15 protein-coding genes and 1 pseudogene are annotated in these 17,732 nt (G+C 71.0%); 8 read left to right on the forward strand and 8 right to left on the reverse strand.

Annotated elements, in window-relative coordinates; all coding sequences use genetic code 11:
* Positions 1-142: 142 nt before the first annotated feature.
* The 5 genes from AB8735_RS13390 to AB8735_RS13410 all read right to left on the reverse strand — a co-directional run bounded on the left by AB8735_RS13390 (position 143) and on the right by AB8735_RS13410 (position 3,898).
* Positions 143-1,279: a DUF475 domain-containing protein gene (locus AB8735_RS13390; RefSeq protein ID WP_372407496.1), complete on the reverse strand. Its 1,137-nt coding sequence runs from the start codon at positions 1,277-1,279 to the stop codon at positions 143-145.
* A 162-nt stretch (positions 1,280-1,441) separates the two neighbouring features.
* Positions 1,442-2,017 (reverse strand): TerD family protein, encoded by a 576-nt coding sequence (locus tag AB8735_RS13395; RefSeq protein ID WP_372407498.1) that lies wholly within the window; start codon positions 2,015-2,017, stop codon positions 1,442-1,444.
* Positions 2,018-2,120: 103 nt separating this feature from the next.
* Positions 2,121-2,696: a TerD family protein gene (locus tag AB8735_RS13400; RefSeq protein WP_344032400.1), complete on the reverse strand. Its 576-nt coding sequence runs from the start codon at positions 2,694-2,696 to the stop codon at positions 2,121-2,123.
* A gap of 137 nt (positions 2,697-2,833) precedes the next feature.
* Positions 2,834-3,292, reverse strand: coding sequence for a peroxiredoxin (locus AB8735_RS13405; RefSeq protein ID WP_344032398.1), 459 nt, complete (start codon positions 3,290-3,292; stop codon positions 2,834-2,836).
* Positions 3,293-3,469: 177 nt separating this feature from the next.
* A complete protein-coding gene (locus tag AB8735_RS13410) occupies positions 3,470-3,898 on the reverse strand; it encodes a DUF3052 domain-containing protein (RefSeq protein WP_344032397.1) in 429 nt (142 codons plus the stop codon).
* 494 nt (positions 3,899-4,392) lie between these two features.
* Here AB8735_RS13410 and aceE point away from each other — a divergent pair, with 494 nt between their 5' ends.
* Positions 4,393-7,125: a pyruvate dehydrogenase (acetyl-transferring), homodimeric type gene (gene aceE, locus AB8735_RS13415; RefSeq protein ID WP_372407499.1), complete on the forward strand. Its 2,733-nt coding sequence runs from the start codon at positions 4,393-4,395 to the stop codon at positions 7,123-7,125.
* Between the two features lie 139 nt (positions 7,126-7,264).
* Here aceE and AB8735_RS13420 read toward each other — a convergent pair whose 3' ends face one another.
* The gene (locus AB8735_RS13420; protein WP_372407500.1) at positions 7,265-8,860 is read right to left on the reverse strand and encodes an MFS transporter; all 1,596 of its coding nucleotides are present in this window, start codon (positions 8,858-8,860) and stop codon (positions 7,265-7,267) included.
* Between the two features lie 115 nt (positions 8,861-8,975).
* Here AB8735_RS13420 and AB8735_RS13425 point away from each other — a divergent pair, with 115 nt between their 5' ends.
* The 5 genes from AB8735_RS13425 (at position 8,976) to AB8735_RS13445 (ending at position 14,211) form a co-directional block, all read left to right on the forward strand.
* Complete coding sequence (locus AB8735_RS13425; RefSeq protein ID WP_344032393.1) at positions 8,976-9,644, forward strand: TetR family transcriptional regulator; 669 nt, start codon at positions 8,976-8,978, stop codon at positions 9,642-9,644.
* 158 nt (positions 9,645-9,802) lie between these two features.
* Positions 9,803-11,017: an alpha/beta hydrolase gene (locus AB8735_RS13430; RefSeq protein ID WP_372407501.1), complete on the forward strand. Its 1,215-nt coding sequence runs from the start codon at positions 9,803-9,805 to the stop codon at positions 11,015-11,017.
* Positions 11,018-11,107: 90 nt separating this feature from the next.
* Positions 11,108-11,965 carry a DUF4429 domain-containing protein gene (locus AB8735_RS13435; protein ID WP_372407502.1) on the forward strand — a complete coding sequence of 286 codons (858 nt, stop codon included), beginning with the start codon at positions 11,108-11,110 and terminating at the stop codon, positions 11,963-11,965.
* Between the two features lie 234 nt (positions 11,966-12,199).
* Complete coding sequence (locus AB8735_RS13440) at positions 12,200-13,537, forward strand: sensor histidine kinase (protein WP_372407503.1); 1,338 nt, start codon at positions 12,200-12,202, stop codon at positions 13,535-13,537.
* Positions 13,534-14,211 carry a response regulator transcription factor gene (locus tag AB8735_RS13445; protein ID WP_344032385.1) on the forward strand — a complete coding sequence of 226 codons (678 nt, stop codon included), beginning with the start codon at positions 13,534-13,536 and terminating at the stop codon, positions 14,209-14,211. Before AB8735_RS13440 ends, AB8735_RS13445 begins: the two co-directional genes overlap by 4 nt.
* Here AB8735_RS13445 and AB8735_RS13450 read toward each other — a convergent pair.
* A complete protein-coding gene (locus tag AB8735_RS13450; protein ID WP_344032383.1) occupies positions 14,175-14,621 on the reverse strand; it encodes a MerR family transcriptional regulator in 447 nt (148 codons plus the stop codon). The two genes, AB8735_RS13445 and AB8735_RS13450, sit on opposite strands and share 37 nt — an antisense overlap.
* Positions 14,622-14,773: 152 nt before the next feature.
* Here AB8735_RS13450 and AB8735_RS13455 point away from each other — a divergent pair, with 152 nt between their 5' ends.
* A complete protein-coding gene (locus AB8735_RS13455; protein ID WP_372407505.1) occupies positions 14,774-15,583 on the forward strand; it encodes a serine hydrolase domain-containing protein in 810 nt (269 codons plus the stop codon).
* Between the two features lie 189 nt (positions 15,584-15,772).
* Here the strand turns inward: AB8735_RS13455 and AB8735_RS13460 are convergent.
* Positions 15,773-16,457, reverse strand: a pseudogene (locus tag AB8735_RS13460) (pirin family protein).
* Positions 16,458-16,517: 60 nt separating this feature from the next.
* Here AB8735_RS13460 and AB8735_RS13465 point away from each other — a divergent pair.
* Complete coding sequence (locus AB8735_RS13465; protein ID WP_344018187.1) at positions 16,518-17,693, forward strand: helix-turn-helix domain-containing protein; 1,176 nt, start codon at positions 16,518-16,520, stop codon at positions 17,691-17,693.
* The last annotated feature ends 39 nt before the right edge of the window (positions 17,694-17,732 follow it).

Below are 17,732 nucleotides of genomic sequence, written 5' to 3' on the forward strand. Positions count from 1 at the left end.
GGCCCCCACCCTCGTGACCCTCGTGGTCCGGTCTCCCCTCCGGAAACCGGTGAGCGGGGCGGCGGCGAGCTGAAACTCACCACCGCCCCGCTCAGAGGGTTCCCGCGCACGTGCCGGGGTCACACCCGGGCCGGACCGGGTCTCACACGCCGGACGCGACCTCCTGACGGTCCCCGCTGCCGGCGCCCGCCTCCGTCTCCTTGCGGTTGCGCCGCACCGACGACCAGAAGGCCAGACCGATCAGGACCACGCCGATGAGACCCGTGATCACCTCATTGATCTCGTACTTGATCGTGGCGAGCAGGATCACGGCGAGCGCGCCGATCGCGTAGTGCGCACCGTGCTCGAGGTAGACGTAGTCGTCCAGGGTCCCCTTGCGGACGAGGAAGACCGTCAGCGAGCGGATGTACATCGCGCCGATGCCCAGGCCCAGCGCCATCACGAAGATGTCGTTGGTGATCGCGAAGGCGCCGATGACACCGTCGAAGGAGAAGGAGGCGTCGATGACCTCCAGGTAGAGGAACATGAAGAACGCGGCCTTGCCGGCCAGCCCGACGGCCGCGGAGGCGCCGGACTTCTTCTCGACGGCGGACCCGTCCTCGTCCTCCTCCTCGTCCTCCAGGCGCTCCTCGAAGAACGCCGAGATGCCGCCGACGACCAGATAGGTCACGAGTCCGCCGACCCCGGCCAGCAGGACCGTGGACGCCTTGTCCACCGTGCCGGAACCCCCGTGCACCGGCACGCCCGTGGCGACCGTGGTGGCGGCGACGATCAGCACCACCAGCGCGACGATCACCGACAGGCTCTCGATCCGGCCGAGCCGGGCGAACGGCCGCTCCAGCCAGCTGAGCCACTTGATGTCGCGGTCCTCGAAGATGAAGTCGAGGAAGATCATGAGCAGGAACATCCCGCCGAACGCGGCGATGGCCGGGTGGGCGCTGGTGACCAGCTGCTCATAGCGGTCGTGGTGGTTGATCGCGACGTCGATCGCGTCGATGGGCCCGAGTTTGGCGGTGATGGCCACGATGACGACCGGGAAGACCAGCCGCATGCCGAAGACGGCGATGAGGATGCCCAGCGTCAGGAACATCCGCTGCCAGAACGGGTTCATCTTCCGCAGGATCCCCGCGTTGATGACCGCGTTGTCGAAGGACAGCGAGATCTCCAGGACGGACAGGATCGCGACGAGCGCCAGCCCCTTCCACCCCCAGAGCACGCCGGCCGCGGCAAGACCGGCCGCCGTTATGGCGAACGACCAGCCAAAGGTTTTCAGGAGCACTGGCTACCCAATCCTTCGTTGTTCGGGTTCTCCCCGCCGCGCGGGCAGGGTTTTGCGAAACGTTGACCCCGAAGTCTAGATGCCCTGCCAGGCAACCGGGATGGGCGTATCCGCATCCGGCCCGCGTCACGCGGTCGCACTCCCCGCGATCCGCACGCGGTGCTACGAGACGTTGACGCCGAAGTCCAGGGCGATCCCGCGCAGCCCCGACGCGTAACCCTGGCCCACCGCGCGGAACTTCCACTCGCCGCCGTACCGGTAGACCTCGCCGAAGATCATGGCCGTCTCACTGGAGGCGTCCTCGCTCAGGTCGTAGCGGGCCAGTTCGGCCCCGTCGGCCTGATTGACCACACGGATATAGGCGTTGCGCACCTGGCCGAAGTTCTGGCCCCGGACGTCGGCCTCGTGGATGGAGACGGGGAAGACGATCTTGTCGCAGGCGGCCGGGACCTTGGTGAGGTCGACCAGGACCGTCTCGTCGTCGCCGTCGCCCTCGCCGGTGAGGTTGTCACCGGTGTGCTCGACCGAACCCTCGGGGCTCTTGAGGTTGTTGTAGAAGACGAAGTACTCGTCCCCCAGCACCCGGCCCGCGGCGCACAGCAGCGCGCTCGCGTCCAGGTCGTAATCCGCACCGGTGGTGGTACGGGCGTCCCAGCCGAGACCGACGACGATCGCGGTCAGGTTCGGGGCCGCCTTGGTCAGCGAGACGTTGCCGCCCTTGGCGAGCGTGACACCCATGATCTTGTTCCTCCCCGAGTTGAACGATGCGCGTCACCGTGCGCGTCCGGCGCCGCACCCCCGGAATTCCGGGGGTGCGGCGCCGGACGGTGGCACTGGCGGCTCAGACGTTGACGCCGAAGTCCTGCGCGATGCCGCGCAGGCCCGAGGCGTAACCCTGGCCGATGGCACGGAACTTCCACTCCGCGCCGTTGCGGTAGAGCTCGCCGAAGACCATCGCGGTCTCGGTCGAGGCGTCCTCGCTCAGGTCGTAGCGGGCCAGCTCCGTGTTGTCGGCCTGGTTGACCACGCGGATGTACGCGTTGCGCACCTGGCCGAAGCTCTGCTGACGGGTCTCGGCGTCGTAGATCGACACCGGGAACACGATCTTGTGCACATCCGCCGGGACGCCTGCCAGGTTGACCTTGATGACCTCGTCGTCGCCCTCGCCGTCACCGGTGAGGTTGTCACCGGTGTGCTCGACCGAACCGTCGGGGCTCTTCAGGTTGTTGAAGAAGACGAAGTGCTGGTCGGAGACGACCTTGCCCTGCTCGTTGGTCAGCAGCGCGCTCGCGTCCAGGTCGAAGTCCGTACCGGTGGTGGTACGGGCGTCCCAGCCGAGACCGACGATGACCGCGGTCAGGTTCGGGGCCGCCTTGGTCAGCGAGACGTTGCCGCCCTTGCTGAGACTGACTCCCACGAGTCCTCCATTGGTTCGAGGGGCCGGGCCCTTGGGCCCACGCCCCCGGTTGTGCGATGGCAACCGGTCAACGTCTGGATCCTAGTGACCGGTTCCCACCGATTGCAGGGTCTTGCGCACAGCGAAGGGCCGGAGCGTCAGAGCTTGGCCAGCTCGGCCGCGTACTCGTTCAGGTCACGCGCGTCCGGCAGGCCGTTGACGATCGTCCAACGGACCACGCCCTCCTTGTCGATGACGAAGGTGCCGCGCAGCGCGCAGCCCTTCTCCTCGTCGAAGACGCCGTAGGCGCGGCTGACCTCGCCGTGCGGCCAGAAGTCGGAGAGCAGCGGGTAGTCGAGCTTCTCCTGCTCGGCGAAGACGCGGAGGGAGAACGGCGAGTCGTTGGAGACCGCGAGCAGCTGCACATCGTCGTTGACGAAGGTCGGCAGGTTGTCGCGCAGGGCGCACAGCTCGCCGGTGCACACGCCGGTGAAGGCGAAGGGGTAGAAGAGCAGGACGACGTTCTTCTCGCCGCGGAAGTCGGAGAGCCGGACGGTCTCGCCGTGCTGGTTCTTGAGCGCGAAGTCGGGGGCCTTGGTACCGGCGTCGATCGCCATGGAGCGCATCCCTCTCTGCTGCGGGCGCCGGCCGCGGGCCGGGCTCGGGTGGACGGCCAGTCTGTCACTGCCCCGGATCCGGAACGCACCGCGTCCCCCACAGCCGTGCTGTGGGGGGCGCGGGGACGCTCGTCGCGCACTGTCCGGCGGCCGGGGAACTCCCCGGCGCCCGGCCGCCTAGCGCTTGGACTTGGGCGCGCTCAGACGCGTGCCGCTCCAGTCCTTGGCCACGCTGATGCTCTTGGTCTGGGAGAGACCGGCGGTCTGCGACGCGTCCTGGATGTCGCTGGGCTCGATGTAGCCGTCACGGCCGGTCTTGGGCGTCAGCAGCCAGATGTCGCCGCCCTCGTCGAGCAGACCGATGGCATCCACCAGCGCGTCCGTGAGGTCTCCGTCCTCATCCCGGAACCACAGCAGGACGACGTCGGCCACGTCGTCGTAATCCTCGTCGACGAGGTCCTGGCCGATGAGGGACTCAATACCTTCACGGAGATCATGGTCGACGTCTTCGTCGTAGCCGATCTCCTGGACCACCTGTCCGGGCTCGAAACCCAGCCGTGCGGCGGGGTTGGTCCGCTCCTCCGCGTGGTCCGCGGTCGCGCTCACTGAGTGCCTCCTGTCATCTTTCGAGAAATGCTCTTGTGCCCCCCGTATACGCGAGGCATGGGGCGTAGTCCACACGTGACGGACGGATCGCGCAAGTACCCGCTCAGCGATCCCTCCCAAACGTTGACGTCTCATGGCAACTCCCACCATGAGGCAGCAGCCGCAAGTGATTCACACCACAGCGTTGTGCCAGGTTTGTGAAGTTACTCCCTGGGATTACGGCATCCGGGGCCGAACGGCCGTACGCGGGGGACCCCCATAGGGGGCGTAAGGTTGCGATTTGGCCGTCCACCCACGGCCGACCCCGAACACTTCATCTCGTGAGTGGTGGTTACTGCCCAGTAGAGATGACGTTTCCGTCGCCGCGGTCCACGATGGGAGCCGGCGCGGCATAACCAGACACTGCATGTGACCGCGTGCACAGCATCGAGAAGCATTCGATGCGACATCGATCGCGTGCAGAGCACGACACGACCGAACAGCGAAGGAACAGCGTGGCTTCCGGATCCGATCGCAACCCGATCATCATTGGCGGTCTTCCCAGCCAGGTCCCGGACTTCGATCCCGAAGAGACCCAGGAATGGCTCGACTCGCTCGACGCGGCCGTCGATGAGCGAGGCCGGGAACGTGCCCGCTATCTCATGCTTCGTCTGATCGAGCGCGCACGCGAGAAGCGCGTGGCCGTGCCCGAGATGCGCAGCACGGACTACGTCAACACCATCGCGACCAAGGACGAGCCGTTCTTCCCCGGCAACGAGGAGATCGAGCGCAAGGTCCTCAACGCGACCCGGTGGAACGCCGCCGTGATGGTGTCCCGCGCCCAGCGCCCGGGCATCGGCGTCGGCGGTCACATCGCCACCTTCGCGTCCTCCGCCTCGCTGTACGACGTGGGCTTCAACCACTTCTTCCGCGGCAAGGACGAGGGCGACGGCGGCGACCAGATCTTCTTCCAGGGCCACGCCTCCCCCGGCGTCTACGCCCGCGCCTTCCTGCTGGACCGACTGTCCGAGCAGCAGCTCGACGCGTTCCGCCAGGAGAAGTCGAAGGCCCCCTACGGCCTGTCGTCGTACCCCCACCCGCGTCTGATGCCGGACTTCTGGGAGTTCCCGACCGTCTCCATGGGCCTCGGCCCTCTCGGCGCGATCTACCAGGCCCGGATGAACCGCTACATGGAGGCCCGCGGCATCGCCGACACCTCCAAGTCGCACGTCTGGGCGTACCTGGGCGACGGCGAGATGGACGAGCCCGAGTCGCTCGGCCAGCTGTCCCTGGCCGCCCGTGAGGGCCTGGACAACCTGACCTTCGTCGTCAACTGCAACCTGCAGCGCCTCGACGGCCCGGTGCGCGGCAACGGCAAGATCATGCAGGAGCTGGAGTCGCAGTTCCGCGGCGCCGGCTGGAACGTCATCAAGCTGGTGTGGGACCGCTCCTGGGACCCGCTGCTGGCCCAGGACCGCGACGGCGTCCTGGTCAACAAGCTCAACAGCACGCCGGACGGCCAGTTCCAGACGTACGCCACCGAGACCGGCGCGTACATCCGCGAGCACTTCTTCGGCGACGACCAGCGCCTGCGCAAGATGGTCGAGGGCATGACCGACGACCAGATCCTGCACCTGGGCCGCGGCGGTCACGACCACAAGAAGATCTACGCGGCGTACGCGGCGGCCAAGGCCCACAAGGGCCAGCCGACCGTGATCCTCGCGCAGACGGTCAAGGGCTGGACGCTCGGCCCGAACTTCGAGGGCCGCAACGCGACCCACCAGATGAAGAAGCTGACGGTCGAGGACCTCAAGCGCTTCCGCGACCGTCTGCACATCCCGATCGCGGACAAGGAGCTGGAGTCCGGCCTCCCGCCGTACTACCACCCGGGCAAGGACTCGGAAGAGATCCAGTACATGCACGACCGCCGCAAGGCGCTCGGCGGGTACGTCCCCTCCCGTGTGGACCGCTCCAAGCCGCTCGTCCTGCCGGGCGACAAGGCCTACGCCCCCACCAAGAAGGGCTCCGGCCAGCAGTCGATCGCCACCACCATGGCGTTCGTCCGCCTGCTCAAGGACCTCATGCGGGACAAGGAGATCGGCAAGCGCTTCGTGCCGATCGCGCCCGACGAGTACCGCACCTTCGGCATGGACTCGCTGTTCCCCTCGGCGAAGATCTACAACCCGCTGGGCCAGCAGTACGAGGCCGTGGACCGCGAGCTGCTCCTCGCGTACAAGGAGTCCCCGACCGGCCAGATGCTGCACGACGGCATCTCCGAGGCGGGCTGCACCGCCTCGCTGATCGCCGCCGGCTCCGCCTACGCCACGCACGGCGAGCCGCTGATCCCGATCTACGTCTTCTACTCGATGTTCGGGTTCCAGCGCACCGGCGACCAGTTCTGGCAGATGGCCGACCAGCTGGCGCGCGGCTTCGTCCTGGGCGCGACCGCCGGTCGTACGACCCTGACCGGTGAGGGCCTCCAGCACGCGGACGGCCACTCGCACCTGCTGGCCTCGACCAACCCGGCCGTCGTCGCGTACGACCCGGCGTTCGGCTACGAGATCGCGCACATCGTCCAGGACGGTCTGCGGAGGATGTACGGCGAGAACGCCGAGGACATCTTCTACTACATGACCGTCTACAACGAGCCGATCCAGCACCCGGCCGAGCCGGAGAACGTGGACGCCGAGGGCATCCTGAAGGGTCTGTACCGCTTCAAGCAGGGCGAGAAGGGCGCGATCCCGGCGCAGATCCTCGCCTCGGGTGTGGCGGTGCCGTGGGCGATCGAGGCCCAGAAGATCCTCGCCGAGGAGTGGAACGTCAAGGCGGACGTCTGGTCGGCGACCTCCTGGAACGAGCTGCGCAACGACGCCATCAAGGCGGAGGAGCACAACCTCCTGCACCCGGAGGAGGAGCAGCTCGTCCCGTACGTGACGCAGAAGCTCGCCGGCGCCGAGGGCCCGAAGGTGGCCGTGTCCGACTGGATGCGTGCCGTCCCGGACCAGATCGCGCGCTGGGTGCCGGGCACCTACCAGTCGCTGGGCGCGGACGGCTTCGGCTTCGCCGACACCCGTGGTGCGGCCCGTCGCTTCTTCCACATCGACGCGCAGTCGATCGTCCTCGGCGTGCTCACCGAGCTCGCCAAGGAGGGCAAGATCGACCGCTCGGCCCTGAAGCAGGCGATCGACCGCTACCAGCTCCTGGACGTCGCGGCCGCCGACCCGGGCGCCGCGGGCGGCGACGCGTAGTCGCTGGGCGCTCAGCCTGAACAGTGACGAACGCCCGGACCCTTGGGGGTCCGGGCGTTCGTCATAGCTTGTGGGCGGTCGTTCCGCTGGGGCGGAACGGGTGGGCACAAGCGGCCCGCAGCCGGACGACGGCCTCCGCTCACACGTGCGCGACCCCGTGACCCGCACCCGCGTTCTCACCGGGCTTGGTGAAGAGCGCAAGCACCGCCGCAACCACGGCAACGCACCCCGCGATGACGAACGACGTACTCATCCCGGACACGAACGTGTCATGCGCAACGTCCGTGATCTTCGCGGCGTACTCCGGAGGAGTCCCCTCCGGCACCGGCGCCACGCCGACCTCGACGGCCGAGGAAGCCGCCCCCTTCTGCGCACCGCTCAGCGGCGGCAGCCCCGCCCCCGCCCACTTGTCCGGCAGGACGCTCCCGACCCGGGACGCCATGACGGCCCCGAGCACCGCCGTCCCCAACGTGCCGCCCACCTGCATGGCCCCCTGCTGCAGACCGCCCGCCAGCCCCGCGTGCTCCAGCGGCGCGTTGCCGACGATGACCTCGGTCGCGCCGACCACGACCGGCGCCAGGCCGATACCGAAGACGGCGAACAGCACCGACATCAGCGGCGTCCCGGAGTCCACCTCCAGGGTGGACATGCCGAAGCAGGCGCCCGCGGTGAGGACCATCCCGACGAAGATCGGGACGCGCGGTCCGACGCGGGTGATCAGCGCCCCCGCGGCCGGCGAGGCGAAGATCATCATGCCGGTGAGCGGCAACAGGTGCAGCCCCGCGTCGACGGGCGACATCCCGTGCACGTTCTGCAGGTAGAACGTGACGTAGAAGAGGCCTCCCATGAAGGAGAAGGCCATCAGGATCATCAGGGCGGTGCCCGCGGAGAGCGGCACGGAGCGGAAGAGCCGCAGCGGGAGCAGCGGTTCGCGGCTCCTGGTCTGCCAGAGGGCGAAGGCGACGAACGCGAGGAGCGAGACGCCCAGGAAGAGCAGGGTCCGGGCGTCCCCCCAGTGCCAGACGGGCGCCTTGATCAGCGCCCAGACGAGGCAGAACATCGCGCCCGAGAGCAGCACGATGCCGAGCAGGTCGAAGGAGCGGGGCGCGTTCTCGGCGCGGTGGTCCCTCAGCACGAGCAGGCCGAGCACCAGCGCGACCGCGCCGACCGGCACGTTGATGAAGAAGACGGACTGCCAGTTGACGTGCTCGACCAGCAGGCCGCCGATGATCGGCCCGCCCGCGGCCGAGCCGCCGATGACACCGCCCCACAGGCCGATCGCCATGTTGAGCTTCTCGGCCGGGAACGTGGCCCGCAGCAGGCCCAGCGCGGCGGGCATCAGCATCGCCCCGCTCAGGCCCTGGAGCACCCGGAGGGCGACGACCATCGACACGGTGCCGGAGAGGGCGATCACTCCGGAGGACGCGGCGAAGCCGGTGATACCGATAAGGAAGATCAGGCGGTGGCCGAAGCGGTCACCCAGCTTGCCCGCGGTGATCAGGGCGACGGCGAGGGCGAGGAGATAGGCATTGGTGATCCATTGGACGTCGGCGAGCGAGGCTCCCAGGCCCTTTTGGATGACGGGGTTGGCGATGAAGACGATCGTGCCGTCGAGCGCGACCATCATCACGCCTATCGCGACGGTCAGCAGGGTCGGCCAGGGGCGGCCCCGCAGTCCGCTCGGGGGTCCGAGGTCCGGTGGTGTTGCACCTGCGACAGCGGTCTGAGGCGTCATGGACCGAGGTTATGGCAGACGCCGACAATTGCCCAAGAGCTTCATGAGTCGTCATCTGACAACTTGCCCGGCGACTATTCTGACCAGCGCAAACAGCGAGAAGAGGCAGGGGCCCATGCAGGCGATCGACGGTGTGACGGAGCGCGAGGCGCTTCCGGGACTGCGGGAGCGCAAGAAGCAGCGGACGCGCAACGCCCTCACCAGGTGCGCGCTGGACCTCTTCGCCCGGCAGGGCTACGACGGCACCACCGTCGACCAGATCGCCGAGGCCGCGGACGTCTCGCAGCGCACCTTCTTCCGCTACTTCGCCAACAAGGAGGAAGTCGCCCTCGCCCTCCAGGAGATGGAGGAGGAGGTCGCCTTCGCCTCCCTCGCGGACCGCCCGCCGCACGAGCCGCCGCTCACCGCGCTGTGCAACGCCGCCATGTCCTCCGCGCGGTCCATCGGCCCGGCCATCGAGGCCGTCGTCCCGCTCGGGCTCTATCTGAGCACCCAGCGGATGATCGAGTCGACGCCGCAGCTGCTGGCCGCCCGGCTGCGCCGGCTCGCCGTCCTGGAGGAGCGGTTCGCGGCGGAGATCGCCCGCCGCGAGGGGCTCGATCCGGCCACCGACCCCCGCCCCCGGGTGCTGGTGGCCGCGTGCAGCGGGGTGATGCGGGCGGCGTCCCGGGTCTGGGGCGAGGACGAGGAGGGCGACCTCGACGGCCTGCTGCGGCTGATCACCGCCTACCTGGAGCAGATCGGCCCGGCGCTGGCGGAGGGCTGGCGGGCGGCCCCCCGCTGACCGGACCACCGGCCGCGCCCCCGGCTGGAATCGTCGCCGGAATCGCCGGCCAAACCGACGTGAGCCGACGCACATATGTCCAGCATCACCCCCTGTCAAACGTGATACGCATCACTGACTTGGCGGACGCGCTCCGGTTTCTCCTAGGGTGGTCCGCGGTGACTTCCTTCCCGGAGCTCGGCTCCCCCTCCTCCCTGCCTTGGACGAACGCGGCCACGGTATGGCGGGCCCTGCTCGCGCTGGCCGTGGTCTTCGTGATGCTCGCCACGACCGGCTGGACGGCCGTGCACGACCGCGGGGCGGACGCCGATCCCCGGCAGGCGGCGCTCTCCGCCTGGCAGCACGGCCGCAGCGGCGGCCGTCCGCTGCCCTCCCCGTACGCCGGGCCCGGCACCCTGGCCCGCTTCTTCGCCGCGCTCTCCCCGGGCGAGCGGCTGCGCCTCGCCGACCGCTACCCCCTGGTCGTCGGCAACCTCAACGGCGCACCCGTGGACCTGCGTTACCGCGCCAACCGCACCGCGCTCACCCGCGCCCGCGCGGTCGAGGAGCGCCGCACCCACGACGGCGGCCTCACCCCCGCCGGCCGCTACGAGGCCGGCCGGCGCATGCACCGCTTCGACTCGCTGCTCTCCGGCGACCGGCAGATCCTCGCCTTCGACCCCGGCGGGGCCGGACGGGTCGCCGAGGTCTTCGGCGACCTCGACCGCGCCGACCGGGTCTCCGTCGTGGTGCCCGGTGTCGATACGAACGTCCTCACCTTCGAGAAGAGCGGCCGGCCGTACACGGCCCCCGTCGGAATGGCCGACTCCCTCTACGCCGCCGAGCGCACCGCCCGCCCCGGCGCCCGTACCGCGGTCATCGCCTGGGCCGACTACACCACCCCCGCCGGCGTCGGCATGGACGCGGCCACGGGCAAGCTGGCCGCCGAAGGGGCGCTGCGGCTGCGCTCGCTGGTGCGCGGCCTACCCGGCGGCTCGTCCGTCGCCCTGTTCTGCCACAGCTACGGCTCGGTGGTGTGCGGCGTCGCCGCCCGCGACCTCGACGCCCGGGTCACCGACATCGCCGTCGCCGGCAGCCCCGGCATGCGCGCCCGGCACGTCTCCGAGCTGCACACCAGCGCCCGGGTCTGGGCCATGCGCGACAGCGACGACTGGATCCAGGACGTGCCGCACCTGGAGGTCGGCGGCCTCGGCCACGGCGCCGACCCGGTCTCCGCGGGCTTCGGGGCCCGGCTGCTGTCCGCCGCCGGGGCCGAGGGGCACACCGGCTACTTCGAGCCCGGCACCACGAGCCTGGCCAACTTCGCCGGGATCGGCGCCGGAGCCCTCGGCGGAATCCGATGTGCCGCTTCCGCCCCCGACTGCACCGGCTGACGGAGCCCCCGCCCGCCGACGTGACGCGCGTAGTTCCGCATCGCGGCCGGAAGGGGGACGACCGGGCGGGCGCCGCTTACGATGAGCCGCATGGGTGATGTGCTGGCCGGTTTCCACACCGTCTGGGAGTTCGACACCGACTCCGTGCTCATCCGCTTCGAACGGGGGATCCGCACACCGAAGCTGCTCCAGGCGCTCGGCGAGCGGCGCATCCCCCACGAGGCGCTGGCGGCCGTCGAGCGGGTGCCCGGCAGACGCGGCACGGTGGCGCTGCGCGCCGTGCCCAGACCGGGCGTGGACCCGCTGATGGAGGCCGCCGGGGACCAGCTGCGGGAGACCTCCGACCCCTACCGGCTGGAGCTGCCCGCCGAGCGCGAGCCGCTCGCCGCGTACTGGGCCGACGAGATACGCGCCGCGCTCGGCCCGTCGGCCCACGAGCCGTCCGAGCGCCATCTCGTCGCCGCGCCGACGCCTCCGTCGTCCTTCAAGGCGTACGACGGGAAGGCGTCCTTCGACGGCCGGACCGTCTCCTTCCGCTGGTCCCGGACCGGTGCCTCCACGGCCAAGTGGAAGGCCGGTGACCAGCACTTCGCGATCGAGGAACTGACCGGTGCGCAATGGCGCTCCCCCGATGCGCCCGGGGGCCACCTGCGGCTGCTGCGCCGGGGCGCCGATCCCCTCCCCCCGCCCGCCGACCAGGATCCGGCGGCCGTCGTCTTCGGCCGGGGATACGGCCTGCTGCACGAGTCGCTGCCGTTCGCGGCGGCGGTGCTGGCGGCGGTGCGGCGCGCCTCGCCGGCGGCGGCGGTCGCCTCCCCGGCCGCCGCCCGCCCCGATCCGGGGGCGGTCGCGGAGCGGATCCGGCACCTCGGCGCGTTGCACTCGGCGGGGCTGCTGACGGATGCGGAGTTCACGGCGAAGAAGGCGGAGCTGCTGGCGGAGCTGTGAGGGGGTTTGCCCCGGTCCCGCCCTTTCACCGTTTCTTCGCGCTCCGCGCGGGTGTCCTCAAGCTCCCCGGAGGGGGCAACCCCCAGACGGGCTGGTTTTCCGCGCCCGGGCGCGAATCCAGCCCGTCCGGCGCTTGAGGACGAACGCGACGCAGCCGCGTTGCCCCGCGCAGGAGCGCAGGAAACGGTGAAAGGGCGGGACCGGGGCAAACTCCCCCCAACCCGATACCCCGGTATGACGCCCCCGCCGACCCCGCCCCCGTACCCTGAACCCGCTATGCCGCCACCCCCGTCCCGCACCCTCCCCGCCGCCCTCCGCGACCTCTTCACCCCGGCCGGACCGCCCGTCCCCCTCCTCGGGCAGGCCGAGCGGCCCTTCGTCCGCAGGCTGCCCTATCTGGTCGCCCTCGCCCTCGTCGCGCTCTTCCTCCCCGTCACGGCGACGATCCTTCCCACCCAGTACGGGGTGCAGAGCGATCTGGCCCTCGTGCTCGCCGTCGCGCAGAGCGCGCCGCTGCTGATCGCCGTGCGCAGGCCGCTGCTCGCCTGGGCGATCGCGTTCCCGGCGGACGTGGTGGGCGCGTTGGTCATGTCGTCGGACTTCGGCGGGCCGGCCGCCAACGTCTGGCCCTGGCCCGCCCCGCAGATCATCGGTCTGCTGGTGCTGATGCTGCTGGTGGGTCTGCGGGAGCGCCCGCGCACCCTGGCCGCGGTCTGGGTGCTGGTCTCCGCGGCCGGCTGGGCCCTCACCTCCGCCCAGCCGGGCCGCAGCAACGGCAGCTGGCTCGTCGTCGTCATCCTCGGCGGCCTGCTGATGGCGCTGGGCGGCGCCCTGCGGCGCAGCAGCACCGACCGGCGGGCGCTCGCCGAGCAGGAGACGATCAGCGAGGCCGAACGCGCCCGCCGCACGCTGCTGGAGGAGCGCACCCGGATCGCCCGCGAGCTGCACGACGTCGTCGCCCACCACATGTCGGTGATCACCGTGCAGGCGGACAGCGCCCCGTACCGCATCCCCGACCTGCCGCCCGCCGCGGCCGAGGAGTTCGGCACCATCGCCGCCACCGCGCGCGAGTCGCTCGCCGAGATGCGCCGGCTGCTGGGCGTGCTGCGCAGCGAGGACGCCGGGGAGGGCGGCGGGGAGAAGGCCCCGCAGCCCGGGGTGGGCCGGATCGGGCAGCTGGTGGAGGCGACCGTACGGGCCGGCCAGCCGGTGGAGCTGACGCTGGGTCAGGAGCTCCCGTCCGCCCCGCTCCCGCAGGCCGTGGACCTGTCCGCGTACCGCATCGTCCAGGAGGCCCTGGCCAACGTCGTCCGGCACGCGCCGGGCGCGCTCGCCCGGGTGTCGGTGACCGCGGACGACGAGGGCCTGACCGTCCTGGTCGTCAACGACCCGGCGGACGGGCCGCACACGCCCCTGGAGACCTCCGGGACGGGCCACGGTCTCGTCGGGATGCGCGAGCGGGTCCGTCTCGTCGGCGGCACCCTGGACACCGGCCCGCTGCCCGGCGGAGGCTTCCGGGTGGCGGCCCGACTCCCGTTCGTACCGACCCACTTGGAGAACCCGGCCGCATGACCATCAAGGTGCTCATCGTCGACGACCAGGCGATGGTGCGGGCGGGCTTCGCCGCGCTCCTCGCCGCGCAGCCCGACATCGACGTCGTCGGGGACGCCCCCGACGGGGCGCGCGGCGTGGAGGCCGGCCGCCGCCTCCACCCGGACGTGGTCCTCATGGACGTCCGCATGCCCGAGATGGACGGACTGGAGGCGGCCCGCCGCCTGTTGGACCCGCCCCGCGGCGTCGTCCACCGCCCGAAGGTCCTGATGCTGACCACCTTCGACGTGGACGACTACGTCTACGAGGCGCTGCGCGCCGGCGCGTCCGGGTTCCTGCTCAAGGACGCCCCGCCGGCCGATCTGATCTCCGCGGTGCGGGTGGTCGCCGCCGGCGAGGCGCTCCTCGCGCCGTCCGTCACCCGCCGTCTGATCGCGGACTTCGCCCAGCAGCGGCCGGCCCCTCGCAAGGACCGGTCGCTGCGTCTGAAGGGCCTCACCCCGCGCGAGACCGAGGTGCTGGAGCTGATCGCCCGCGGCCTGTCCAACCAGGAGATCGCCGCGTCCCTGGTGCTCGCCGAACAGACCGTCAAGACGCACATCGGACGGGTGCTGGCGAAGCTGGGGCTGCGCGACCGGGCCCAAGTGGTGATCTTCGCCTACGAGTCGGGGCTGGTGAAGCCGGGCGAGGCCTGAAGGGCGCACAGCTCGCCATAGCGGTCGATCTTGTAGTCGAGGACGTCGAGCGTGCTCTGCAGCTCGGCGATGCGGCGCCGGACGTCCTCGCGGTGCGTGCTGAGCAGCCGCAGGCGGTCGACGACGGTGTGGTCGCCCTCGCGCACCATCTCCGCGTAACGGACCATGTCCGCCACCGGCATGCCCGTCAGCCGCAGCTTGCCGACGAGGTCCAGCCAGTCCAGGTCCCGGTCGGTGTAGCGGCGCTGGCCGGTGTGGGAGCGGTCGACGTGGGGCATCAGTCCGATCCGCTCGTACCAGCGCAGGGTGTGCGCGGACAGCCCCGCGTAGTCGGCCACCTCGCCGATCGTGTAGCGCTCCCGGCCTCCCGGCCGGGCGGCCGGTACCGGCGCGCTGTCGATCACGGTCATGCGGTTCCCCCTAAATGTCCCCGTGGGCCTCGTGCTCGTGCCCCTGTGACAGCGTCAACGCTAGTGAGTTGGAGTGCACTCCAGGCAAGCGGATACTTGACGGAATCTTTGAAGCCGCGGGGAAGCCGCGGGGCCGGGATAGGCTCCTCGCCATGGAGAGCCTGCGGAAGATCGATGACTGGCCCGTGCCGACCGCCGCCGCGGCGGTCGTGCGGGCGGACGGCACGCTCGCGGGGGCCCGCGGGCCGACCGGGCACCGCTTCCGGCTGGCCTCCGTCACCAAACCGCTCGCCGCGTACGCGGCGCTGATCGCCGTCGAGGAGGGCGCGGTCGAGCTCGACGAGCCGGCCGGGCCGCCCGGTTCGACGGTCCGTCACCTCCTCGCCCACACCTCGGGTCTGGCCTTCGAGGAGGACCGGACGATGGCCGAGCCGGGCACCCGGCGGCTCTACTCCAACTCCGGCTTCGACGCGCTCGGCGACCACATCGCCAAGGCCACCGACATCCCCTTCGCCGAGTATCTGCGGCAGGCCGTGCTCGAACCGCTCGGCATGACCGCCACCCACCTGGCGGGCTCGCCCGCGAAGGACGGCGTCTCGACCGTCGACGACCTCGTCCGCTTCGCCGCCGAACTCCAGGCGCCGCGGCTGCTGTCGCGCCAGACGCTGGACGAGGCGACGCGGGTCGTCTTCCCCGGGGTGGGCGGCGTCCTGCCCGGGTACGGGCACCACCGCCCCAACGACTGGGGCCTGGGCTTCGAGATCCGCGACGCCAAGTCGCCGCACTGGACGGGGACGAAGAGCTCGCCCCGGACGTTCGGGCACTTCGGCCAGTCCGGCACGTTCCTGTGGGTGGACCCGGAGGCGGGGGCGGCCTGCGTGGCCCTGGCGGACCGGGACTTCGGGGCGTGGTCGGTGGAGGCGTGGCCGCTGCTGACGGATGCGGTCCTGGCGGAGCTGTAGGGGTTGTTGCCCCTGGCCCGCCCTTTCACCGTTTCTTCCGGGGGAGACCCCCGGACCCCCATTCGCCCTTCGGGCGAAGTCCTCAAGCGCCGGACGGGCTGATTTCAGCCCGTCCGGCGCTTGAGGACACCCGCGCGGAGCGCAAAGAAACGGTGAAAGGGCGGGACCGGGGCAAACCTCCCCCCCACCTCAGGGAAAACGCGCCTCCGCCCGCATCTCCCACAGCAACAGCTCCGCGCCCTCGTCCAGCGCCACCGCGTCGAGCGACATCGCGTCCTGGACCCGCGCCGAGTCCCCCTCGGCAAGAGTCCACCCCGCCAAGCGCAGCGCCCCCCCGCACCACGTGCACGTACAACCACTGCGCCCCCGGCAGCGCACACCGCTCCCCCGCCCCCGGCCGCCGCACATGCAGCACCGCCCCCGCCCGCGGCAGCGCGCACACCTCCCCGTCGGGGACGGAGCGCGAAACCCCGTACGCCGGAGACCCCCCGGCCTCCAGCGGCGTCAGCCACATCTGGACGAACCGCAGCGGCCCCGCACCCCCGTTGCGCTCGACGTGCCGCACGCCCTCCCCGGCGCTCAGCCACTGCACATCTCCGGGACGCACCGCCTCCACATGCCCGGCCGAGTCCTCGTGGACGAGCTCGCCCTCCACCACCCACGTGACGATCTCCACATCCCGGTGGGGGTGCTCGGCGAATCCGGCGCCGGGGGCCAGTAGCTCCTCGTTGCACGCGGACAGGGGCCCGAACCGCACGTTGTCGGGGTCGTAGAAGCCCGAGAACGAGAACGCGTGCCGGGTCGAGATGCCCGCCTCCGCGTCCCCTCCGAGGAACCGCTCCGCCGCCCGCCGCACCTGAATCCGCGCCTCGATCACCGGGCTACGGTAGCCCGGCCGCCCCGCACCGCACCCGAATAGGGCAGGCTTGTCCCCGTGCCTGAATCCGCTGCTCACCCCCCGCACCCGCACAGCGCCACCCTCCGCAACCTCGAGAAGTCATCGGGAACGCTGGCCGCGGCCGCCATCGCCAGGATGGACGCGCAGCTACCGTGGTACAGGGCGATGCCGCCGGAGAACCGGTCCTGGATCGGGCTGGTGGCCCAGGCCGGCATCGCGGCCTTCACCGAGTGGTTCCGGCACCCGGAGACCCCCCAGGCGATCAGCACCGACGTCTTCGGCACCGCTCCCCGCGAGCTGACCAGGGCGATCACCCTGCGCCAGACCGTGGAGATGGTGCGCACCACCATCGAGGTGATGGAGTCGGCCATCGACGAGGTGGCCGCGCCCGGCGACGAGTCGGCGCTGCGCGAGGCGCTGCTCGTCTACGCCCGGGAGATCGCCTTCGCCACCGCACAGGTGTACGCACAGGCCGCCGAGGCGCGCGGCGCCTGGGACGCCCGGCTGGAGTCCCTGGTGGTCAACGCGGTGCTGTCGGGCGAGGCGGACGAGGGCGCGCTGTCCCGGGCCGCCGCACTCGGCTGGAATTCGCCCGCGAACGTCTGCGTGGTGCTGGGCACCGCCCCCAACGGCGACAGCGAGCTGACCGTCGAGGCCATCCGGCGCGCCTCGCGGCATGCCAAGCTCCAGGTGCTGACCGGGGTGCTCGGCGACCGCCTGGTGGTGATCGCGGGCGGCAGCGACAACCCGCTGCAGACCGCCAAGGCCCTGATCGGCCCGTTCGCCAGGGGCCCCGTGGTGGCCGGCCCGGTCGTCCCCGACCTCCTCGCCGCGACCCGGTCCGCGCAGTCCGCGGCCGCCGGTCTCAAGGCGTGCGCCGCCTGGCCGGATGCCCCCCGTCCGGTGCTGGCCGACGACCTGCTGCCGGAGCGCGCGATGGCCGGTGACCCGGTGGCGCGCGAGCAGTTGGTGGAGGAGATCTACAGACCGCTGGAGGAGGCGGGCTCGGCGCTGCTGGAGACGCTCAGCGTCTATCTGGAGCAGGCCAGCTCCCTGGAGGGCGCCGCGCGGATGCTCTTCGTCCACCCAAACACCGTGCGGTACCGGCTCCGACGTGTGACGGACGTCACCGGATGGTCACCCTCCGATGTGCGCTCGGCCTTCACCCTCCGCATCGCGCTGATCCTGGGGCGTCTGGCCGACGCCGAGTGACCGCCGTAGGCTTTTGTCGAACGTAAACAATTCCCCTGA

The sequence above is a fragment of the Streptomyces luteireticuli genome (genome assembly GCF_041519305.1).
Classification (GTDB): domain Bacteria; phylum Actinomycetota; class Actinomycetes; order Streptomycetales; family Streptomycetaceae; genus Streptomyces; species Streptomyces luteireticuli.